This window comes from Pseudoalteromonas sp. A601, assembly GCF_002165575.1.
Lineage (GTDB): Bacteria > Pseudomonadota > Gammaproteobacteria > Enterobacterales > Alteromonadaceae > Pseudoalteromonas.
Genome location: NZ_MXQF01000001.1, coordinates 281,194 through 305,133 on the forward strand (window position 1 = coordinate 281,194; position 23,940 = coordinate 305,133).

The 23,940-nt window shown below is 37.4% G+C and carries 19 protein-coding genes; 4 read left to right on the forward strand and 15 right to left on the reverse strand.

What is annotated here, in order from left to right:
* Positions 1–13 precede the first annotated feature (13 nt).
* From B5G52_RS01380 to B5G52_RS01395, 4 genes are read left to right on the forward strand one after another with little or no spacing between them, the layout of a single operon-like run.
* Positions 14–2,326 carry an HAD-IA family hydrolase gene (locus B5G52_RS01380; protein WP_087530903.1) on the forward strand — a complete coding sequence of 771 codons (2,313 nt, stop codon included), beginning with the start codon at positions 14–16 and terminating at the stop codon, positions 2,324–2,326.
* Positions 2,320–4,506: a bifunctional 2-polyprenyl-6-hydroxyphenol methylase/3-demethylubiquinol 3-O-methyltransferase UbiG gene (locus B5G52_RS01385; protein ID WP_087530904.1), complete on the forward strand. Its 2,187-nt coding sequence runs from the start codon at positions 2,320–2,322 to the stop codon at positions 4,504–4,506. Before B5G52_RS01380 ends, B5G52_RS01385 begins: the two co-directional genes overlap by 7 nt.
* Positions 4,507–4,510: 4 nt before the next feature.
* Positions 4,511–6,040 (forward strand): FkbM family methyltransferase, encoded by a 1,530-nt coding sequence (locus tag B5G52_RS01390; protein ID WP_087530905.1) that lies wholly within the window; start codon positions 4,511–4,513, stop codon positions 6,038–6,040.
* Entirely contained in the window at positions 6,037–6,753 is a 717-nt protein-coding gene (locus B5G52_RS01395) for a hypothetical protein (protein ID WP_087530906.1), read from the forward strand. The genes B5G52_RS01390 and B5G52_RS01395 overlap by 4 nt, the downstream gene beginning before the upstream one ends.
* Before the next feature lie 48 nt (positions 6,754–6,801).
* Here B5G52_RS01395 and B5G52_RS01400 read toward each other — a convergent pair whose 3' ends face one another.
* From B5G52_RS01400 to B5G52_RS01470, 15 genes are all read right to left on the reverse strand, one after another.
* Complete coding sequence (locus tag B5G52_RS01400) at positions 6,802–9,633, reverse strand: 6-hydroxymethylpterin diphosphokinase MptE-like protein (protein WP_087530907.1); 2,832 nt, start codon at positions 9,631–9,633, stop codon at positions 6,802–6,804.
* Positions 9,634–9,640: 7 nt separating this feature from the next.
* Positions 9,641–9,937, reverse strand: coding sequence for a hypothetical protein (locus tag B5G52_RS01405; RefSeq protein WP_087530908.1), 297 nt, complete (start codon positions 9,935–9,937; stop codon positions 9,641–9,643).
* Complete coding sequence (fliS, locus tag B5G52_RS01410) at positions 9,927–10,349, reverse strand: flagellar export chaperone FliS (protein ID WP_087530909.1); 423 nt, start codon at positions 10,347–10,349, stop codon at positions 9,927–9,929. Before fliS ends, B5G52_RS01405 begins: the two co-directional genes overlap by 11 nt.
* A gap of 43 nt (positions 10,350–10,392) precedes the next feature.
* Positions 10,393–11,793: a flagellar filament capping protein FliD gene (gene fliD, locus B5G52_RS01415; protein ID WP_087530910.1), complete on the reverse strand. Its 1,401-nt coding sequence runs from the start codon at positions 11,791–11,793 to the stop codon at positions 10,393–10,395.
* Positions 11,794–11,820: 27 nt separating this feature from the next.
* Complete coding sequence (locus B5G52_RS01420) at positions 11,821–12,240, reverse strand: flagellar protein FlaG (RefSeq protein ID WP_087530911.1); 420 nt, start codon at positions 12,238–12,240, stop codon at positions 11,821–11,823.
* 86 nt (positions 12,241–12,326) lie between these two features.
* The gene (locus tag B5G52_RS01425; RefSeq protein WP_087530912.1) at positions 12,327–13,292 is read right to left on the reverse strand and encodes a flagellin; all 966 of its coding nucleotides are present in this window, start codon (positions 13,290–13,292) and stop codon (positions 12,327–12,329) included.
* Between the two features lie 153 nt (positions 13,293–13,445).
* On the reverse strand, positions 13,446–14,432 hold the full coding sequence (locus B5G52_RS01430) for a flagellin (protein ID WP_087530913.1): 987 nt from the start codon (positions 14,430–14,432) through the stop codon (positions 13,446–13,448).
* 451 nt (positions 14,433–14,883) lie between these two features.
* Positions 14,884–15,849 (reverse strand): flagellin, encoded by a 966-nt coding sequence (locus tag B5G52_RS01435; protein WP_087530914.1) that lies wholly within the window; start codon positions 15,847–15,849, stop codon positions 14,884–14,886.
* A gap of 349 nt (positions 15,850–16,198) precedes the next feature.
* On the reverse strand, positions 16,199–17,431 hold the full coding sequence (gene flgL, locus B5G52_RS01440; protein WP_087530915.1) for a flagellar hook-associated protein FlgL: 1,233 nt from the start codon (positions 17,429–17,431) through the stop codon (positions 16,199–16,201).
* A 2-nt stretch (positions 17,432–17,433) separates the two neighbouring features.
* A complete protein-coding gene (gene flgK, locus B5G52_RS01445; protein ID WP_087530916.1) occupies positions 17,434–19,437 on the reverse strand; it encodes a flagellar hook-associated protein FlgK in 2,004 nt (667 codons plus the stop codon).
* A 1-nt stretch (position 19,438) separates the two neighbouring features.
* The gene (gene flgJ, locus B5G52_RS01450) at positions 19,439–20,413 is read right to left on the reverse strand and encodes a flagellar assembly peptidoglycan hydrolase FlgJ (RefSeq protein ID WP_087530917.1); all 975 of its coding nucleotides are present in this window, start codon (positions 20,411–20,413) and stop codon (positions 19,439–19,441) included.
* Between the two features lie 127 nt (positions 20,414–20,540).
* Complete coding sequence (locus B5G52_RS01455; RefSeq protein ID WP_087530918.1) at positions 20,541–21,635, reverse strand: flagellar basal body P-ring protein FlgI; 1,095 nt, start codon at positions 21,633–21,635, stop codon at positions 20,541–20,543.
* Between the two features lie 12 nt (positions 21,636–21,647).
* Positions 21,648–22,331 carry a flagellar basal body L-ring protein FlgH gene (gene flgH / locus B5G52_RS01460; protein ID WP_087530944.1) on the reverse strand — a complete coding sequence of 228 codons (684 nt, stop codon included), beginning with the start codon at positions 22,329–22,331 and terminating at the stop codon, positions 21,648–21,650.
* Between the two features lie 10 nt (positions 22,332–22,341).
* On the reverse strand, positions 22,342–23,130 hold the full coding sequence (gene flgG / locus B5G52_RS01465) for a flagellar basal-body rod protein FlgG (protein WP_087530919.1): 789 nt from the start codon (positions 23,128–23,130) through the stop codon (positions 22,342–22,344).
* 21 nt (positions 23,131–23,151) lie between these two features.
* Positions 23,152–23,916 carry a flagellar basal body rod protein FlgF gene (locus B5G52_RS01470; protein WP_087530920.1) on the reverse strand — a complete coding sequence of 255 codons (765 nt, stop codon included), beginning with the start codon at positions 23,914–23,916 and terminating at the stop codon, positions 23,152–23,154.
* Between the last annotated feature and the right edge of the window lie 24 nt (positions 23,917–23,940).

Here is a 23,940-nt window from a genome sequence, read left to right on the forward strand (position 1 = left end):
AAATAGGCTTCTGATGAATTTACACGATTTATATTTAAATAGCGAAATATGCGCTGAAATTGATCTTATCTTTAAAGATAAAGAGGTTAAGGCTGTATCATTTGATATTTTTGACACATTATTAAGACGTAACTGCGGCACTCCAACTGATATATTTACGTTTGTTGCAGAAACAGCTATCGAACAAAACATACCAATAAAATCTGATCCTGAAACATTCAGAAATAGTAGAATTTTCTTCGAAAAAAAAGCCCGGTTACAAAGCCCCTATCAAGATATCACTCTTCCAGAAATTTATGCATGCTCACCTTATACGGAATCAGTTCAATTATCATTAATCAAAATTGAGCATGAAGTTGAAGCAAAATATTTATACCCTGACCCTATCTGTAAAGAAGTTATCCAACATTTGTTTAAATACAATGTCGAATTTATTGCTACATCAGATATGTATTTAAGTAATTCGTTTTTATCAAAACTACTCAGAACCAATTTTCCAGAAGTTAACTTCACTCATATTTTTGTTTCAAGTGAAACTCGCTTAACAAAAGCAAGCGGTGATATGTATTCACATTTATTGAACCAACTTAACATTTCGCAAGAGCAAATAATCCACATAGGTGATAACTTAAAATCAGATGTAATAAATGCTTCAGCTGCAAAAATAAAATCGCTACATTTTGCTCCGCCACGATGGATTCAGCGTGTATTATCACAAGAGAAAATCTTTAAAGATTTCTATCCTAACGAGATTAATCAAGCTCGAATTTTCACAGCAATGCTCGCTCCTAGCTTCTTATCGTCCGAAGAAAAACTAGCATTTCTTATTGGCGCTGTAATACATGGCCCAACGTTGGCAGGATTTGCCAAATGGATTAAAGATCAATGTGAGCATAATAAAATAAGTCACCCTCTATTTCTGATGCGTGAGGGTGAAATATATAAGCATGTTTTTGATTTTTTCTTTCAGGAAGCGGGAGTATTTTCAACAAGAAAGTTTTATGCTTCTCGAAAAGCAACCTATTTACCATCAATAGATCCAAAAGAATTGAGTCGTGGCATATCTCAAGTTCTTACAAGAAAAAATTATTGTGTTAAGAATCTACTTACAGACCTTCAACTCCCTTATGAGAAAGATGACTCTTTACAATCAATTCTTGCTGAAGAAGTTAATAAAATTTCAAATGATAAGTTTAAAGTTCAACTTATTAATGCATTCTTAGAAAAGCATCGTGAGCAGCTTACACTATCAATAAAACAAAAACAGGCTCTCTTAGACTTGTACATTGAGCAAGTCACAAAAAATGAAGACTATGCTTTTGTAGACTTTGGTGCAGGTGGCACTATTAACCATCAGATTGAAAAATCGACAACAAAATCCGCAAAACTCAATATTCTTTTTTATACAACAGAACGAGCTTACAATCATGCTAATGAATTAATTTTCATGTCGTTTCTGCCTTTTGTTACATCTACTTTTACTGATGTAATGGCTATTTCTCGAAGCCCTGAAATAGTGGAGTATTTTTTAGTCGGCAAAAACACAACAACTTTAGATTTTACTATTGAAAATGAAAAAGTGACGCCTATTTGCGCAAGAGATACCTCACCGGAAAAACACAAGCAGTTAGTCACTGCATTTAATTTTGGCGTTGATAGCTACTTATACTTCAGTAAATCATTAAATTTAAATGAACATACTTACAACAACAGACTGGCGGCAGTTACTTCTATTGCACGCCAAGTTAGATTTCCAACTGAAATTGAAGCAAAGTTTTTGGGTAACCTGAAGCATGAAGATAATTTTGGTTCAGAAAGCCAATATTCAATTATCGAACAAAATGAGATCAATGAAATAAGAAATATTGGTCTGAATGAGTTTTGGAACAATCACTTAACATTCAAAGGACTTCTATCTAAGCGTGTTACTTGGCCTCAAGGTTTAATAACTCGACTTGATCCTCTCTTTTTGTCAAAAAATGTTTTTTTTCACAATGAAACTGAAAGCAAACACCAAGAAGCTATAATGACAATCCACGAACAGTTAAAAGAGCTAAAATTAACAGAAGTTATTGTCTATGGTGCAGGAGATTTTTTTGATGAACTTGAGTTGCTACTAAAGTCCCTTAGTATAAGAATTGTTCACTTAGTTGATAAAAAAGCAGAATTTGGAAATTATAGCAAACGAGGCTTTAACGTTATAAGCCCTACTCAAGCATCTAACTTGAATTTACCTGTCGTGGTAGCATCTGAATCATTCTTAGATGAAATCCAAAAGCACATTGAAAATCTGAATATAAGTAACGGAGTTATAATTAAATGCTGAACTTCAAGAATGAATTAGAAAAAAGAAAGTTTATATTTCATCCGGAGCAAACTTTAGATTGGCGAGTTAGCAAGAGCTTGGCGGAGTTAGACTGTAGTTTGAAGTCACATATTATATCTGACATTAAAGACTTAAGCCTTCTTATAGAAGAGATCCATGCTTTAGACTTTCAACAAGAACTAATACTTACATTGGTAAATGAGCACTTAAATACTGCGAAAGAAGAAATTGAGAATGAATTATTTGAACATGGTTTTGTAAGAAGTTATATCGACTATCATTATTACACTTACGATAAGCTTTATGATAATCAGAAGTTTACTTTGGGTAGTTTTCGATTTTTAGGAAACACTCAAGACACGCAAGACTCGTTAATATGGTTGAAAGAGAACCGCGACTTGCATATGGACATGCTTAGGGAGTCCGGCGCCCGCTCAGATGCCCACACCTACCGTTATGTATGGGCATGTAACTTTATTCGTGAAGGTGATACTGTCATCGATTGCGCTTCAGGGTTAGGCTATGGTGGCTATTTACTTTCAAAATTATCAAAAGCACAACGTGCTTATGGCTTAGATATTTGCCAAGATAGCGTCAATTATTCGAATACTATTTATGGCAATAGTGAATTATCTTATCAACAATATGATTTAGATCTACTCGATAAATTAAATACTCCTCGCGTAGATACCATAACGTCTTTTGAAACGATTGAGCATCTAAGAAACTATGAGAACTTTTTTAAGTTTTGCACTACCAATTTAAAACCTGATGGCCGTTTAGTCCTTAGCGTCCCATATTTATGGGTGGATGAGACAGGTAAAGACCCTAACCCGTTCCATTTTCATGAATTTGATTGGAATAAGTTTAAAACGCTTATTGAAAGCTATGGGTTCATGATCGAAAAAAGATTCGCACAAACCGCGCCTGGCGGATTTAAACTCCTTGATGCTGCAAGAACCTGTAGCGAAATATCACCTAGCCAAGGCGAATTTGAAACTGAATGGATTATCGTTGTTGCGACGCCAAATTTAACGAATCCAATGTGGGCAAAAATCAATAGTGATTTAAGCTACGAGAATCCCCAATACTCAAGTAACAACTTACCTTCGTATATTGACTTTGCGAACGGTATGGACTCTCCTTGGCTGCATAGACAGGTTATTCAGGTTGGCCAGCGTATTGAAGACAAAAAATTAAGATCTTCTTATGCTCTCGAACTCCTTAATAGCGATACTTCTTTGCAAAACAAATTGCTACTTAACACTATTATTAGCTATGCAGAAGATGAACATACCCAAAAATGGCTCGATGACAGCTTGGCCTTACTTGATGAAGCTGAAAAGGCAAAACCTTCTGGCTTTACATTAAGGTGGATAATTTCACTGCGCTTCTCTCTCGGAAGTTACTTCTATAGCACAGGTAACTTTGCAGAAGCTGAAAAACAATTTTGCATTCTTGAAGGCTATAAAATTGAGAGGTTTTGCTCACTATTAGTAACAAAAACTGCTCAATCAAGCTTATATTTAGCACTAATTTTACTACCAAGAGGATTGAAAGAGAAAAGCCACTGTCACTTAACACTTGCCAAGAATAAAGTTCTAGAAGCGAGTGAAGCAATTTATCATGAACTTAAAAATGGCCGTGATAATAACGCTCCATTCTTATGGACAGAACTTGCAGAAATTATTGACTTGGGTGATAGCATAAACCGCTGTATTCTTGCGCTTGATGGAGCAAATATAGAAAAGAATAAACTTACGATTGCTAACATATTGAACTCTCGTAGGTTTGGTTTATTCGATCTTTCAGAAAAACTCAAACTACTTAATTCTCGGGTAGACTCTCATCTAGTTGATCAAGTTCTAAGAATTATCGACATTAATTTGATTAAAAAAATAAAACTTATTCAACCAAAGAAAGTAGCTTTTTGGGGAATTTCAGCTTTATCAAAGCATTTAGAGAGTTCCTTGAAAGAGTACATTGGTGATAACTACTTCTTCATCGATTCTAATCCTGATAAACATGCTTCGTCACTTACGAAGACTATGATGACACCGCTAGAGGCGTATAAAGAGCATCCAGATTTAATAATCATTTGCTCTATAACATCGGCTGATACAATTAAGAATCAAATTCCAAAAAATATAAAATCATTAAGTATCTCTATAAGGGAATAATGAGATGAGTTTAGACAAATTAATAGATAACATTAAAAGTGTATATGATGAGCACGACACTCTTATCTTAAGAAATCACGAATTAAAAAATGAACTAAAAACAAAATTTTTACCTATTGTAAGTTCTAATTTTGGTGAAAACATATGGGTTGGTGCAAAAAGCAGTAGACTTTTTGACAAAGGTTTAAAACCAAAAGTAATCAGCTACTACACTAAAAATACAAGTTATCAAGATTGCGCAATGGAACTTAAAAGTTCACTTGATACTATTGGGTATAATAATTACCTAATACATGGTGTTGACTCCGCGGGTGATTGGGAAGTCAATTGCAGTTTAAAGCCTGAATTCATTTTAAACACATTAAAAGAAACTAAAGGCCCCGTTCTTTGGGTTGACGCAGATGCAAAAGTAAAAAGAGCTCCATCGCTCCCTCATTTTGTAGACTTTGGTGTTCATTTGTACGATGGCTGGGAATTCGCCAGTGGAACTCTTTTTTTCAATTACACCAAAAACGCTATTGAGTTATTAGAAAAATGGACCTTTTTAAGCAAAATAAAGCCCTTGATATGGGATCAAATGTTATTAGATCAGGCTTGGTGTGAAGTTTCGACTTCTTCGCCACTGATCACTTGTTGGTTACCGAATAGTTACACTTATATATTCGATCAAAAAAACTGTATTTCTACGCCGCACATAATCCATTATCAAGAATCACGCACGCAAACTAAGAAGAAAAAACCTAACTTTAGTAATAGGCTAGTATCTTTACGTAAAAACAATATAGCTAATGAAGAGAGGTTTGATATTTTGCCTACAGGAACATCAATTGATGACTATACTTGGCCAGACATTATTCTGGACCTCAATATATTAATAGATAGACTTTACAGTATTAAAGGTGGCTCTGATAAGCGCTTTGAGTTTATTCAAGTGGGTGCTATGGATGGTAAACGATTCGATCCCCTTCACAAGCATATAAAAGCGAAAAATTTAAAAGGAGTTCTATTAGAGCCAAATAAAGAGATGTTTGACTTATTGGTAGAAAATTACCGAGTTTATGATCAATTAACACTCATCAATGCTGCAATTCATGATGAAGAAAAAATCATACTCAATAGGATCCCCAGAGATATAATAGAAAATGAAATCTTACCTGAATGGGCATTAGGAATTTCATCTATATATACAGACAGAAATGCATTAGGGGGAAAGCAAGTAGACAATGAAACCCTCTCGCTAATACAAAAATATATGGTCTCTGAAGAGGTTGATTGTGTAACACTTGAAAGCTTAATTTCAGAATATAACATCTTAGAATTAGATTTACTTCAGATAGATACGGAAGGCCACGATTGGCAAGTGTTATCTTCATTTCCAATAAAAAAAATAAAGCCAATGATTATAAACTTTGAATACTATAATCTACCAAAAGATGAACAATTAGAGGTTCAACAATGGCTTATAGACCATGGTTACGCTTTTACAAAAGACCATAAAGACATCACAGCTACATTATTGAGGCTTCCTAAATGAATCAATTTGAAGTGTACATCTACTTTGCATCAATGGGGCGTTCAGGAAGCACATTAATCGCTAATTACTTTACAAAGCCTGATGCCAAACAGTTTATGTTTGTCGAACCTAATGTTTCAGAAAACAATCGCTTTAATGTTAATTTAATAAATCAATTAACTGACTTTTCTTTACAAAATGACCCTAGCTCATTGCCTGAAACGTTAAAATCATTAAAAGAAAAAAACTATAAAATAGGAATAAAAGAAGTAAAGTCTGACATACACTCTCAAGTTAACAAGCTTATTTCTCCTGAAAAAATCGTTGTAACATGCAGAAATATTAAAGATATTTATTTAAGTTTAGTTGAGAAACACAGGCAACAAAATGTGCCTTTAAACGAAGATTGGTCTTACGAATATTGCTTAAGAGAATCAAAGTACATATTAAGTTTTTGCAAAAAGAATATCTGTTCTAAAATCATTCGATACGAAGACTTTATTGATTCTTATGATTACAGAAGTGAGCTTTGCAAACTACTAGAACTTGAAGGGGAAGGTGTTGTAGATAGAAATTTTGACATCTACAATAGGACATTTGAACAGGAATTATTTAAAGGTCAAATAAGAAAACGAGATAAGCCTTACAGGCATATTGTTCAAAAAGATATCCAACAAGCTGAAAAGCTTTCTGAAGAGTGCCAAGCTTACCAAGCTTATTTTGATTACGTATAATAATACATTAACTTATCTAACCAACGTCTAGGCGTTGGTTAGATAATATTAGTACCCATATAAGTTGAGTAACTCATAACAATTAGCTTCTATTTCTGCTCTTTCTTCATTTGTTATATATTTGAGAAGTAACTTGTCATTCTCAATGTATGAGTTGAGGCTTACAATTTCTTCTTCAGCTTTTTTAACTATATCTTCATCTAATAAATTCGCTATCTCAGTGTTAATGATTGATGGACTGAGAATAAAATCTTCAAATTTAATTACCACCATGCTATTCAAGTTAAGGTTAAATTTATAGTTATAATAAGAACAAAAGTTAGCTAAAGAAGATTGACCACTTGAAATTATAGACCTAAATTTCTTATCCTTGAATGCTTTAACCATTGACATTAGCTTGCTAGTAATTTCTAGCTCTAAATCTTTGCTATTGATATAGTATTTTTTCATTTCAGCATACATAAGCACAGGATTTCTTATAAAAACAACCCCCTTCTCGTTGCCTATAAAATCAGATAGTAGATTGTTAAAAATGATTATGTCATTTTTCTCAAAACCTAGCTCGCTGATCAGAGGATCGGCAGTATAAGCTTCTATGCATTCAGACGATGAAAATGATTTAACAAGCTTCCTCGAAGCAACTGGCTCATCAACTAAATTTCGCCCTACAAATTTAAAGTTTGAGTCAAGCTTAGATAAATATTGATATAAAACATCTATTGCAGTATAGGCGGAACTATATACTTGCAACACTTTTAAAGGGTTACCTTGTTTCAAAAGCGTAGGACTCTTAGAAGCAAAGCTCCAGTGACATTTTTTATTACATGATACTGGAAAGTCATTTCTTATATCACTTAAGTAAGATAACCATATCTTATTTAAGCCATTATAAAACTCTATATTATTTTCTTCCTCATTCAAGCTATAGAGCACAGACTGCATTGGTGTATGAAAATATAATAATGAGCCTTTTAAAATATTGAAGTAAAATCGATTAACAGTGTCTTTAAATGAGTATATATACCTTGATTGCCTCATCAAGTTATCAGCAGCCTCTTTAACTGTGACAACACTTTCATTAGCTATTGATATTAAATGACTTATAATTTCATCAAAAACTGTTTTAATTCTCTCAACATGTGAATTCGAAAGTATATCTATCTGCGAGAATAAACCTTTAATGAAGGCTACTTCTTCACTTTTATTAATGTTACAACCTAGCTCGATTAGCTCATCACTGTGGACAGGAGTAGCACCATTGATTGATAGCCCATCTCCAACATTTTTAACATCACTTTTTGGAAACAAACTTATTAACAGCTCTAATTGATTATTAGACATCTTAAATGTGCTATTAGTCTTAATTAATTTATTGAAGTTTCCAATAACTGAATCTGAGTCTAAATCCAATTCTTCGTAATCAAATTTACCTTTATGTAAATCATTATAAATACTTAGTTGCGAGTGAATAAGCCCTTCATTGACACTCCCATTATCAACTCCAAATAAATATATATCCTTGAAGCCAAAGCTCAGAGAAAAGGATAAAGCTGTATTTGCGACAAGAGGATTCGAATGTGGTATGAATGGCAGGCCTTTTTTATTCTTAATATAGTGCTGGAGATTAATATAGTCAGAGCCGGCTTCGTTACCTTTAAGAGCCAAACCTGACCACTTATATAAATCGACTGTATCTGGATAAACGGTATTAACAGATAATAAATTAACTTTTTTATACTCGCCAACAGGTAACATGTCTAACAAAGCTTCATAATTGCGCAGCGGCCTCTCCACTAATACATGAAAATCCGCATTTACACCGGCCTTAACTAATGAGCCTAGCGCAGTGCCGCATGCAAAAATAATTGCTTTGTCTTGATTTCGCTTAATGTACTCTATTGACTCATCTAAAGAAGGGCCATTTCCTACTATGAATACTGGAGGGTTGCTTTCATTTCGTTTTATTATATCTAAATCTTGATTGAAAAAATTTTCATTGTTTTGCACATGAATCAAAGAGTGCGCAAAGCCAGTAATTGCATCATTATAGAAACCAAAACCGAACTGAAAACGAAAATAATTTGAGTAAAAATTCTGCGCCAATTTTGATAACTTATCATCTTGATAGTGTTGAAAACAAAAACTATTTACTATACAAAAAGCACCAATATCTTCTGCGATATTACTGAGATCCTCCGCTAACTCCTGCTCACTAGCTCCTAGCAGTAAAAATAAGCAGCCTTTTTCATCATCAACCCTTTGAATTAACTTAGACCAGTCTATGCAAAATAAACTAGCAAAGAAGACTTCAAAATCTGGTTCAATGATAAATATATAAGAAAACTCAACACGCTCTATTAAGCTTTCAACAGCATAACCTAACCCTAAACCAAAAATCATTGCAGAAGGAAATGTTCCCTTAATCTCACTTAAGCTATCTGATTGCTCGTATAAACCTATCTTCCTGATATATTCGATTAATTTTTGCATGTATTGAATATGCAAACGTTCATCGAAGTTTAATAAGTCTACTTTTGTATATTCAGTTTTAGCAATTGTTGGGTTTGTTAGTGCCGTATTCACTTGTGTATTGACTTGCTGATAAGGATCTTCACCATATAGCGGAGCTTCTTTGCCTTTTGGCACAAAATTGCCGTGTCCAGACTTGGTGACATGAATACAAAAATCTTCGCGAGGTTGAAACTCTTGAATAGCTTTAAAAACGTCAGGGTAATAATGTTCAAATGCGGCTAAGTTGTTTGTAAAGCGCTCATTCGCCTCTATAGCAAACTTCTCTTCTCTTAACTCATGGGCTTGTGCTTGTGTGAGCTTTTGTTCTATATCGTTTATTTGCTCTTGAAAATTCGGAGGAAGAGTCATTGATAGCCTACTTAAGCTGGTTATATAATCCAACTTTCTTTTTGTTTTTCATTAGATTAGAAAGGTTACTTTTACTTGAGTCTTTTGCGCCTTGAAGCTGTTGACACAGTGTAATAAGTTGTTGGTTCATCTCTTGTAATCGCACTTGCTCTAGCTGATTAAGTTTATGAGGCTGACTAAATACATCTTTTAATGAATTAAGAAAAAGCTCAAGCTGAGCCGTTGACTTTTCTATTTTCTGTTCAGCTACTTGCCGCTTTAATAAATTTAATTGGCCTTCTAATTGCTCTAGCTTAACTTGCATGAGCACTGTTTTCAGCAAATGTTTGGTTGCGTACTTCGGCAGGAATGGCATCCCACGCTGATTTGATTTCTTTCAACAGATTAGATACTTCATCTACAATTTTCACATCATTGTGAATACTAGCATCAATTAAGCGCTCAATCATGTAAGAATATAGTGAAAATAAGTTTTCGGTTACTTCACCACCAACTTCAAAATCTAAACAATCACGTAATGCAGTAAGAATTGCAGATGCCTTTGATAGATGTTCACTTTTGGCCTCTAGATGTTTTTTATCAATCGCCACTTTTGCAAGTACCATTTTTTCAATAGCTCCCGCCATCAACATTTGAATAATTTCATAGCGATCAGCCCCTGCCACACGTGTTTTGAGGGCTTCTTTTTGATAATTTTTTACTCTCGCGTTATACATGAGTCACCTATTTTGCGTGTTAAATATAATTAGAAAAGGTAAATTAAGAGGATTTAGTAAATCCTGGCAAACTTGATAATTGTGCACTTAAATAGCTTTGTGTTGATTGCATTTGAGCTAGCAGTACATCTAAGCCCGCATACTGCTCACGTAAACGAGCTTCAAGTGATTCCATTCGATACTCATGATTAATCACATCATCTTCTAATTCATCTAATTGCTCGTTTAAACTATTTTCACGCTGCTTCATAATCCCATCTGAATCAACATAATTACTCAGCAAAGCTTCAAACTTATTTGCTAGACCATTTTCACCCGCAAAAGCCTTACCAATATCATCGAAGTTTTCATCCATAGCTTCACTTAGACTACGAACTAAAGATGATTTTTCTAAGTATCCATCTTTATCAATACCTAAGCCAATATCAAAGATACTTGAAAAAGGACCAGCATCTGTTAATTCGGTAGAAAGAGTTCCTACTAATTGAGCATCAAATGAACGTATCGTTGAATCTCCATTGAGAGGTTTATCAACACGGGTCTGCAAACCTATTTGCCCTATTAGGTTATTGTAATTTGTAACTAACTCATCAACGAGTGTAGTGACACTACTTTTATCGTATTCAACTGACAATCTTGCTGTTTCATTATCCACACTTTTGCGCTTAGCAACAATTGTCATGTCCTGAACTGCATCTTTAAATGTATTGGTATCATTTGTAATAGATAAGCCATCGACTTTAATAACTGCACTGGTTGCTTCATCACCTGTTGCAATTGCGATTCCACCAGCCCCGCCGCCATTTGCAACTGTGGAAATATTATCGAGTTCAGCGTTATCATTAGTGATAACTAAATCGTTCCCTGCGCCACTTACGTTTGAGGTAAGTACAAGCTTTGCCTCTGTACCTGTATTAATGATATTCGCTGTAACACCAAAGTTATCATCCGAATCATTAATAGCATCTCGTAACTCAGCGAGTGTTGTTCCTGCATCTAGACTCAAATCAAAACTATCGCCTCCTGCAGCAAACGATAATGTACCACCCGAAGCCGAAACCACATCATCCGTAGAAGAAAATAAACTGTTATTAGAAACTGCTCGACTTCCTTGAGCCAAAGCAACTACTTCGACATTGAAGTTTCCTGGTGTTATTTTTGATGTCGGAGTTACAGATATCAGGTCACCGTTATCACCAGTAGGTTGAGTGATATTCGCAATTCTCTTATCAAAGTTGTCTGGGTCCGCTAACTTCTCAATTGTTTCTTGAAGTTTTGACATAGCTGATTTTACTTCACCCAAAGACGATAATTCAACATTTAGCGACTCTTCTTTTGTGGCAAAAGCATTCATTTTAGGGGTATTTTCTGCAGCAACTGACGCCGAAATAATACTTTCTAAATCTAAACCAGAACCTATACCTGCAGATGTAATCAATGGCATAACAATACTCCTAGTATATTAAATACTTTAAGCCGTTTTATTAAACAATAAACCTTTATTGGTAAGTTTATCGGCAAATTCATCTAAAGCTTTAGCTACTTCACGAAACTCTTTAGTAGGGATCTCACGTATTACTTCATTACTTTGTTTATCTAGTACTTTAATGATTGGCGGATCACCCAACTCATCAAATTCAAATATCAAATTTGTTGCAGTAACTGGAATAAAGTCACTGAGTTTTTCTAAGTTATCTTTAACTTCAGCAATTAAGTCATTTTTATCCTGCTGCTCTTCTTTTCTAGTCTTATCGACATCTACCGCCTCCCTGCCAGCAAGTTCCGTGCCTTTATTCCGTTTATCTTCTTCTATTACAGCTTTTACTTGCCCGGGTGCACTAGAAGAAGTAATGCCATCATTAGCCTTTTGCGTAGAATTAAAATCAATCATCACAATCCCCTTGGTTATAAGCTTAAGTATAAGCCACTATGAGAAAATTTGCTGTTTCGCTTAGTGGCTTATAAAACATTACTAAATTACCCTAGTAATGATAACGCAACTTGAGGACGTTGATTCGCTTGACTCAAGATTGATTGACTCGCTTGTTGCAAGATTTGCATCTTCGTTAAGTTTGCAGTTTCTTGAGCAAAATCAGTATCCTGAATACGTGAACGAGCTGCTGATAAGTTTTCAGAGATATTCGATTGATTACGGATCGTTGATTGGAAGCGGTTTTGAATTGCACCCAACTCCGCACGTTTTTTATCAACTACTGCTATCAACGAATCCATACCCGCTAATACAGCTTGAGCTTTAGCTTGAGTTGATACACTAATATCACCGGCTGTAAACGTAGTGGCAAAATCTAACGACGCGGCTGTAGTTGCGCCATCGATAGCACTGATACCTTCAGCTAATTCTGCTAGCGTATTACCAGTAACACCCGCAGCTACACCTGCAATACCTGATAACGTAAAACCACCATTCGCTTCTACAGAATTCGTGGTCTCACCGACTGTTTGCATACTGAAGTTAATTGTTTGTACTGCATCAGCACCTACTTGAAACTTAGCATCATAGGTACCGTCCAATAGATTTTGACCACCAAAGGTAGTATCCGCAGCAACTCGATTAACTTCTTCAGATAACGAACGAATTTCTTCTTGAACCGCTAATCGATCTTCATCCGTATTAGAACCATTTGAAGCCTGTTGAGCAAGAGTACGAATACGTTGAAACATTGATGTTACTTCATCAAGAGCGCCTTCAGCAGTTTGCGCTAATGAAATGCCGTCGTTTGCATTTCGGTTACCCTGATTCAAGCCATTAACTTGGCTGGTTAAACGGTTTGCGATTTGCATACCTGCTGCATCATCTTTCGCACTATTAATACGAAAACCTGATGATAGACGTTGGAATGAAGTATCGAGTGAATTACTCGATTTACTTAGCTGTCTTTGTGCGTTCAATGAACTCACATTGGTATTTACATATAAAGCCATATTAGCCTCCGCTTTATCATTTTAATAGTAATACGACGGGATACCCCTACCCTGCCATACTACCTGACTTAGAGTCCTAGATTTGTAGTTCTCTAAGTCTGTTATCGCCCGATAAAGTGAAAGCTTTAGTTTTATTTGTAAAACTTTTAGTTTTTAACCTTGTAGTAAACTCAATGCTGCTTGTGGCCGTTGATTTGCTTGCCCTAAAATAGTTTGGCTCGCCTGTTGTAGAATCTGATTTTTCGTTAAGTTAGCCGTTTCCGCCGCGAAATCAGCATCTTTTATTCTTGATTTAGCTGCAGCTAGATTTTCAGAAATATTAGCTTGGTTACGGATTGTAGATTGAAAACGGTTTTGCACCGCACCGAGCTCAGCACGCTTTTTATCGACTACAGCGATAAGCGAATCCATTCCCGCCAATACTTTTTGTGCATTTACTTGTGTCGAAACACTAATTCCGTCGGCTGTAAATACACCTGCAAAGCTAATTGAAGAAGCAGATATACCAGCTGAACCGACCGTAGCTATAGTACTTATACCTGCTGCTAAAACATCATAGTCTTTACCACCTACAGCAGCCGCAACTCCAGCAATACCAGAAAGAGTAAAGCCACCAGCTAATGTGTTGGGAGTACCGGCACTATCAGTTCCAACTGTCTGCATACTAAAGCCAATCGTTTGTACTGCATCAGCACCCACTTGGAAACTTGCGGCATAACTACCATCTAGTAAGTTCTGACCACCAAATGTAGTGTCGCTGGCAATACGGTTTACTTCTGCTGATAGTTGACGTATTTCTTCTTGAATTGCCAGTCTATCTTCATCTGTATTTGAACCGTTCGCAGCCTGTTGTGATAATGTACGAATTCGTTGGAATGAATTAGTGATCTCTTCTAGCGCGCCTTCGGCTGTCTGCGCAAGAGAAATACCGTCGTTCGCATTGCGATTACCTTGGTTCAACCCAAGAATTTGCGACTGAAGTCGATCAGAGATTTGTAAACCTGCAGCATCATCGGCTGCGCTATTTATACGTAGTCCTGATGATAAACGCTTAAATGACGTATCTAAGTCATTACCCGTATTTGTTAGCTGACGCTGTGCATTTAATGCACTCACATTCGTATTTACATATAAAGCCATAATAAACTCTCTTATTATCTGTCAAAGTTAAGTCACCAGCTTAGCTAGTGATATTTGACAAAGTGACTCATTACAACGGCAAACTTTAATTGCCTGGGGCAAAAAACTGCCACTTTGCAGGTTATTTAAAAATTTAATAAGAGTAGAGCAAACTTTAGGCCAACTTTTTATAGTCGCGCATAAGAGCTGTATGTTGAAGATGTACAATATGAAAAGGCTCTAAATAAGAGCCTTTATAAAGATAAGTTTGAGAGTAGGTTTTTCAAAGCTAAAAGTGGCATGCTTTATGCTTTTAACTCTATGTTCTTACAAATGTTAGAACATTACCGGATTTTAAGCGCCTCCGCTTTATAATCCTTCAATAGCGCCTTTGTTAATACCCCATCAGACAAAGGCGCTTTTTATTTTAAGTCAATAAATTGACTTTCCTTTACTCATAAAAAGCTAATTATTAACCTAGAAGACTTAGTGCAGCCTGTGGACGCTGATTTGCCTGGCTAAGAATTGTTTGGCTTGCCTGTTGTAAAATCTGCATCTTAGTTAAGTTAGCTGTTTCTTGAGCAAAATCAGTATCTTTGATACGAGATTGTGCAGCACTTAAGTTTTCTGAAATATTTGATTGGTTGCGAATCGTTGATTGGAAACGATTTTGTACCGCACCTAGCTCTGCACGCTTCTTATCAACCACTGCTATCAACGAATCCATGCCCGCTAGCACAGCTTGTGCATTAGCCTGTGTTGAAACACTGATCTCACCCGCAGTAAACGTAGTAGCAAAATCTAACGATGCAGCTGTAGTTGTGCCGTCAATAGCACTAATACCTTCAGCAAGCTCTGCTAGTGTATTCCCTGTTACACCCGCAGCAACACCAGCAATACCTGATAATGTAAAACCACCATTAGCTTCTAAAGAATTCGTGGTCGCCCCCACTGTTTGCATGCTGAAGTCAATTGTTTGTACCGCATCAGCACCTACTTGGAATTTCGCATCGTACGTTCCATCAAGCAAATTTTGGCCGCCGAAAGTCGTATCACCCGCAACACGGTTTACTTCTGCCGATAGTGAACGCATTTCTTCTTGAATTGCTAGGCGGTCTTCATCCGTATTTGAACCATTTGATGCTTGTTGAGCAAGTGTACGCATACGTTGGAACATTGATGTTACTTCATCAAGTGCGCCCTCAGCAGTTTGCGCTAAAGAGATACCGTCGTTTGCGTTACGGTTACCTTGGTTAAGGCCATTGATTTGTGACGTTAAACGGTCAGAAATTTGTAAACCAGCCGCATCATCTTTCGCACTATTAATACGAAAGCCTGATGATAAACGTTGGAATGATGTATCCAGTGAATTACCTGAATTCATCAATTGTCTTTGTGCGTTTAATGAACTAACATTTGTATTTACATATAAAGCCATGATTATCTCTCCCGAAGTAAACTTATCATTTACTCTCAAACTTACTTAAATTAAGCAGTGGTTGTTGTTTACAACGCTTTGCTTGGTTAATTAAGTTATCGGTCTGCTCAAAAATTCCTTTAGTTTTTTTTTGATTTTTTTTGAATTAAATAGTTAAGCCAATGTTTTTATATATCTTTTATACTATCAATTTAATCTTTTTAAGTTGGCATTGGATATTTTTCAACATTAAACATTAGTGCTGAAAAACTATTTCGAATGAAGCTAACTAATTAATTTTTAAAGGGGAGGAATTAAAATTGAGTGTTTTAAAAGAGTAAGGCAAGACTTTGCCTTACTCTGGGGTTATTTATAAGTAATCAAATAAGGAAAGATTAGCCAGTCGGCCAAAAGTTGCCTGTGATGCCTGTAAGGCCGTTTCTTGCTTTGTTAGCTCTGTAATCGCTTCGGCCATATCTAGTTCAACTAAATCTGCGCGAGACGCTTTATTGTTTATATCTAAATCGGCGTTTGATTGTGTTACTTTTTCTGTAGTATTTAAACGTCCGCCTAGGCCAGCTTGAGTTAATGATACTTGATTCTTACTGTTATCAATTTGTGTCATAGCATCTGCGAGGACTTGGTCGTAATCATCTTGGCTTATTGTCGAATCGGTTAGACCAGCTATTAAATCATTTAAGGTATTTAGCACATTCTCCTTTTGCGGTGCCTCTAGGGTAACGTCTACTTGCCCTGTTGCAACTGGATTGATATCTATTTCCATCCCTGCAAATTTGATTTGTGTCCCCTCGAAACTTCCTGACTCAATTACCGTACCGCCTTGCTCTACTTGGTAAGTATTTGGCGTACCGGCTGTTGTAATTATATTAAAAGTATTAGCCCCAGCAGCGGCAGTGGGATCGGCGTTATAATTTGCTTTATGGAACTCATCAAATTGACCTTGTTCACGCACGTAAACTTTAGCACTATTGATTCCACCTGAAACTGTGGCATCATTTGACTCTACATTTAATCGGGCATCAACTTTTTCAAAAATCTCAAAGCCATTGTCGCTCGATTTAACATCAACTCCTGCTGCAATTTTTATTTTATGCTGCCCTTGATCGCCATTATAAGTATATTTTCCTGTTGACGAATCAAATGAGTAGGTTTGAGTATTATCTTGATAACCAGAGAATATGTATTTCCCATCTTCAGTTTTGGCATTCATTAAATCAAGAACACTACTTTGAATTGCTTTTATTTCTTCTGCGATACCCTCACGGTCAATATCAGAATACGCACCATTACCCGCTTGAATAGCAAGAGTATGCGCTTTTTCTAAAGAGCCTTTAATATTATCAAGTACACTATCTTGAGTCGTAAGCCTACTAGTTAGCATAGTGATATTCTTGCTATATTGTTCATTTGATTCAATACGGTCAGTATAAAGCATGGCTCTAGCTGTGGCTGCGGGATCGTCAGATGCAGTGAGCACTCGCTTTTGTGTGTTGACCTGCTCTTGTGCTTTATTGACATTTTGCTGGCCATTTAAGATTGAATTCAATCCATTTTGGTACATTAAATTATTTGATAAACGCATAATTACCTCGCAGCACTCAGAAGTGTGTCAAAAATTGTTCGGGCTGTTGAAAGCACTTGTGCAGATGCAGCATATGATTGTTGAAAGCGCAGTAAATTAGCCGCTTCTTCATCTAAATTAACCCCAGATAAAGACTCGTACCAGGCCTCTGACTGCTGTGCAAGTGCATCAAATGCTGCACCGTTAGTCATAGCTTGGTTGGTAATAACACCAATATCAGTTACTAAACCCGCGTATGATTCGTTAAAGGTTTTATGATTATCAGCTGTCGATGAGCTAACCACATTTTGACGCACTAACTCACCACTTTGTAATTCCGCCAATTTGAGGCCATTGCGATTGTCATCAAAACCGCCTTCGTTAAATTCAAGAGTGAAAGTATCCCCGACAGCAGGAGTGCCCTCTATATTAAAATCGAAGCCATAAGTGTCATAAGGTGCGCCAGCTTGCGAAAGCATATTCTCAGCGGGAGGTGTTATAGTAAAAGTTGTTGTACCACTGGCATCCGTTATAGAGTACTCATTAGCATTAGCGGTTTTAACTAAACTAACATCACCATTTGCAAGGCTTGGTGGTGATGTAATAAAGCCACCAGAAGTAACACTTGTTACTGTGCCAGCAGAAATGTTTGCACTCCCCGTATTATTAATATCATCGGCAGTTCTAATGGGTGATGCGAGAGCTAATGCGTCTGGGCGATCGGTTGCAAGCTCGAGAGTTGACGCCGCCTGTGAATTTAGTTTAAGTTGAAACTTGTCACCAACATTACTTGTACCTGAAACATTTATTTGTAATCCATAAAGCTCAACCCCAGGGTTATTTGTGGAATCAATAACACCACCGGTAATAGTCGCTGTTGAAGCACTACCTAGTGGCTCGCCTTTATTATCTATTGGCTGAATCTCAACCGTATTCGCCGCCGTATAAGTAATAATGAAATCACTGGCCGGTAATTCGCTGCCCATACCTGGTTCTACGGTTCCGGTCATGACTGAGCCACCTGTATTAGCTTGATATGCAAATGCATCGACTGTTGGTATAGTGAATATATCGCCTCCCAAGTCACCATTCCCATCCATCCCTAGCTTATTTTGTTCATTAAAGGCATCAGCTAAAGCTAAGCCCATCTGCCCTAATTGGTTTTGTGCTGGGACTAAAATATTATCACGAAAGGCGAGCAAGCCGCCTATTTTACCCTTTAATGAGCTTGTATCCACTTCAAGTGGTATAGCTGCGCCACCGTTAACATCTAGGTGAAGCTCTTTAAAATCAGGATCCGGATCACCTGTCATCGAAAACAGATTAAATGTACCATCTTGCATAACTAATGATTCACCAGTTCCCATAAACAATAGCTTTTCCCCATTAGGACCGTCTAGAGTTTCAATATCGACTAACTCAGATAGCTCTCGGATTGCTAAATCGCGCTGATTATATAAAGTGCTAGACTCCCCTTCGCTACGAGTACCATGCACTGCGGCAATTTGTTTATTCAATGAACTAATATTCTGCACTAAAGTGTTTGCCTCATCAGCAAATATTTCTAACTGCTCATTCACGACATTTTTTTGATCAAACACAATTCCTGACAAACGATCCATTTGTTCAATTAAGTTTTCTGCATCTGTCATAACCAACGAGCGCGCGACAGTTGAAGATGGTTGATTAAGGCTTTCTTGTACATTATTGAATAATGAATTAATACTGGAAGATAAGCTATTCGACTCTTCTGAAAATAATGTATCAACACGACTAGCTTCTGTTACAAATTGATCAAAAAAAGCTTTATTTGAGGTATCACGATTCAATTGTTTTTGTGCAAATTCATTGATCAATCTATACGTTTCACCACGACCAACTTGATTGTCAATCATAGTCAAATGCTCCGTACGCTCACGTACGTAGCCTTCTGTATTTACATTTGCGATGTTTTTACTGGTCGTTTGCAACAATTCAGAGTTAGCACGAACTCCTGAGCTTGCAATGTCAAATAAATTAAACGACATCTTAGTTTACTCCTTGGCGAACCAATGTTGCTGCCAATGTTTTAAGCTCTGTACGATTAAGCACTTGCTTTATTTTATCAGCATAATTGGGATCGGTTGCATAACCTGCTTTTTGTAATGAATCTAAAAAGGCGGCAGGTTTTGCTGTATTTTCGAGGGCTTCTTGATAGCGTGGGTTTTCATTTAAAAAATCAACGAAATCGTTCACACTATCTTTAATGGATTCGTACGCCCTAAAGCTTGCTTGCTTTTTAACGGGCATACCTTGTTCAAATTCTAGTGTCACTTTACTGGCTTTATCGCCTTGCCAACTGCGGTCAGATTTAATATTAAAAAGATTATTACTACTACTGCCATCAGCTTTGTTAATAATATGTTTGCCCCAGCCGGTTTCAAGTGCAGCTTGTGCGACCATAACTGCAGGATTCAAACCAATTTTTTCAGCAGCCGTTTTAGCATGCTCCCAAACAGTGCTAATAAATGATTCTACGTCATCAAAGTTATTACTCTGTTTAGCTGTATTGTCTATGTTTGTTGTCGATTTAACTTCAGCTGGCTCTGTACTTTTGATAGTACCGTTAGCGCGTTTATCACTGGTAAAGTCATCCACTGAACGCAATACAGAGCCTGGCATAAACTCTTTACCATCCGGTGATAGTTGCTGCACAATTAGATCGGCAAGCCCTAACGAGCCATTAGATGACAGCTCAACAGAGAGCTGTTGATCGTGCATTTCTTCAAAAAACTTTACGCCGCTTGAGTTAAACGGGCTGTCTTTATCTTCAAACGCTTCATTTGCCTTACGCATACTTTTTAACAGCATTTGTGTGAAAATAGATTCAAATTGTGCCGCGGCTTTTTTTAAGGCTTCTTTTGACGCGTCACTTGAAGCATCACTTTTTAAAGCACTTTGACGTAATGAGTCTAAGTTGCCTAGATCAAAAAAGTTTTGCTTATCGAGGTGATTAGTATCCATCAGCTTTTTGACACAATAATTAATAATAAGATTAATAATGCAATAATTGAGCCAAATGAATAATGACAGGAAGGTAACAATGAGAAGAGCTAGACTCTAGTTATCTAGAGCCTAGTAAATTAAAAAACTAAATGACCACCAACTGGCCGTTAATTGCGCCGGCTTCTTTAAGGGCTTCAAGTATCGCCATTAAGTCACCAGGGGCTGCGCCTACTTCATTAATTGCACGTACTAAATCATCTAAGCTGACACCTGGGTTAAACACAAAAGCCCGTGAATCATCTTCATCAACATCGATAATGCTTTGATTGGTGACTACAGTTTCGCCTTCGCTAAAGGCATTTGGCTGCGATACGTTTTGCTGTTCGGCAATCGTCACTGTAAGACCGCCATGGGTAATTGCCGCGGGTTGCAGCTTGACATTTTTACCTATTACAATAGTACCTGTTCGAGAATTAACGATAATTTTTGCAGCAGTATCTGCCGGCTTAAATTCAAGATTCTCAAGGGTCGACAAATAAGCCACCCGCTGTGAAGCATCCCGTGGGGCTATTACACGAATCGATGCTGCATCAATTGCTTGGGCGCTATCCGGGCCAACTAAGTTATTAATTGTTTGCTCTAAACGTTTTGCAGTTGTGAAATCAGGGCGATTTAAATTAAAGGTAATGTAATCCCCTTGCATAAATGGGCTTTTAATCGCTCGCTCAATTATCGCGCCATTTGGAATACGTCCAACCGTGGGTGTGTTGATAACGACTCGACTACCATCTGCGCCTTCTGCACCTAAGCCCCCAACAATCAAGCTACCTTGTGCAATTGCATAGGTATTACCATCAACCCCCTTAAGGAAAGTTTGCAGTAACGTACCGCCACGTAAACTACCCGCACTACCGATTGATGAAACCGTGATATCAATTGTTTGCCCTGGTTTTCTAAAAGGCGGTAATTCAGCGTGAACAGCAACAGCGGCCACATTTTTAATTTTTGGTTTTAAACTACTGTCCATTGTGATGCCAAAACTATTGAGCATCGCTTTAAAGCTTTGTTCTGTGTATCGGCTCTGTTCGCCAGTACCAGGTAAACCAACAACCAAGCCATAACCAACAAGTTGATTTGAACGAACACCTTCTACCATAGAAACATCTTTAATGCGTTCAGCAGCGGCAGTTAAGTGCCACCCAAGCAGACAAATACCAATAAATACCTTAAAACCATTCATATCCAATGTCCTTTAAAAAGGGAATAACGCACTACTAAAGAACCGCGTTAGCCAACCAGCACTTTGCGACTCTTGCATTTGTCCTTTACCTGAATATTGAATACGTGCATTCGCAATCCGGTTTGACGTTACTGTATTATCGGCCGTCACATCTTGTGGCCGTACAAGTCCTTCTAGGCGAATAAACTCTTCACCTGTATTAAGGGTTAGCCACTTTTCACCACGGATCACTAAGTTACCATTTGGTAGAACACGCATTACATTAACTGAAATATCACCGAATAAGCTATTCGATTGATTAGATTTGGAATCACCTGTAAAAGAGGAATCAGAGCCGATACCAAACTGCATGCTATCTCCACCAATATTAACGGGTAAACCACCTAAACCAACAACTGGATCAAGACTGGCATTACTTTCTTTATCGGTTTCTGTTTTTGCGGCTTTTGAGGCCTGAGTCGACTCTTGTAGTTTTACCGTAATAATGTCGCCAGTTCGAAGCGCTTTTTTATCTGAGTACAAGTCGTTAGCTGAGTAACTGTCAAACAATGAACCTGTTGGCACAACTTGCTCTGTCACAGGCTCTGGGTACATTGGCGCATAATATGGGTCATCCTGAACCACGTGGGTATTTTGAGTGGTCATACAGCCACTTAATATGCATGCCCCACTAAAGACGATGATAAAATTACGCATAGTGTTACCCTTAAAGTTGCTGATTAATGTAACTAAGCATTTCATCAACAGCTGAAATTACTTTTGAATTCATTTCATAAATACGTTGTGTTTCAATTAAGTTCACAAGCTCTTCTGTCACATTAACATTCGATGTCTCAAGTGAGCCTTGCACAATAGATCCTAACCCGTCGATCCCCGGAGTACCTTGAACTGGCGCGCCACTCACTGCGGTTTCGGTATAAAGGTTTTGCCCAATAGGCTCAAGGCCTGATGGATTAATAAAATCACTAATAGTTAACTGACCAATAACCACGTTATCAGCTTGGCCAGCAACACGTACCGATACTTCGCCATCTTGTGATACAGTGATTGATTGTGCGTCATCAGGTACATTCATTTCTGGCTGAATAGGAAAGCCTGCGCCGGCTGTTACGATACGACCGTCTTCATCGGTGGTGAATTGACCATTGCGTGAATAAGCAATATTACCGTCGGGTTGTAGTACTTCAAAAAAGCCTGAACCCGATATCATCCAATCCAATGAGTTTTCAGTGGTAAGCATGTTACCTTGAGAAAAATTCTTTTGGTTAGCAACGACTTTTGCACCGGCACCTAACATCAAGCCCGATGGCATTTCAGTGTCTTGTGAAGAGCGACCACCTGGTTGGTTGATGTTTTGGTAGAGCAAATCCTCAAATACAGCGCGGCTTTTTTTATACCCAACGGTACTGGCATTGGCTAAGTTATTTGAGATAACCGATATATCGGTTTGTTGGGCATCTAAGCCTGTTTTACTGATCCATAATGCAGGATTCATATTAATGTCCTCTCAATTAGGTTAAACAATGCGCAGCAATTGGGTATGACGCTCGTCAATTTCTTCTGCTGTTTTCATTAACTTAACTTGTAATTCAAATTGGCGTTGATGGCTTATCATATCCACCATTTCATGTACCGGATTCACGTTTGACATTTCAAGCGTGCCGCTCATAACTTTTACGTTTTGCGAGATATCACAAAAGCCACATAAATCATCTTCTAGTTTATCGGCTTTAGGACGAAACAAGCCGTCGTTGCCTTTTTCAAGCTGAGTGTTATCCGCTTCGATAACCTTTAAACGATCAACCACTTCTAAAAAGTTAGCCGGCGCCCCTTGGGGGCGTACTTGAATTGATCCGTCTTCACTAAACTCCACTTTTTCAATCGGTAGAGGTAAAATAATAGGCCCACCCGCGCCAACAACTTGACGACCATGACTGGTAATTAACGCACCATCGGGGGTAATATTTAAAGTACCTGTTTTTGTATAAGCTTCATTACCTTGGGCATCTTGAACGGTTAGCCAACCTTTATCGCTCATCGCAATATCTAAATCACGGCCGGTTTCAACAATGCCCCCGGAGGTCATATTTGAACCTGGACGCTCTTGCATGGAAAAGACGCGCGTAGGTAAGCCTTCACCAAATGCTTGCATAGACCTTGCTTGTGCAAAATCAGCTTTAAAGCCAGTGGTGTTAGCATTGGCTAAGTTATTTGCTTTGAGCGCAAGGCCCCGCATACTTTGCTTAGCCCCTGACGCTGCAATGTAAACCATCTTATCCATAACATCGACTCACGTTAAAAAATC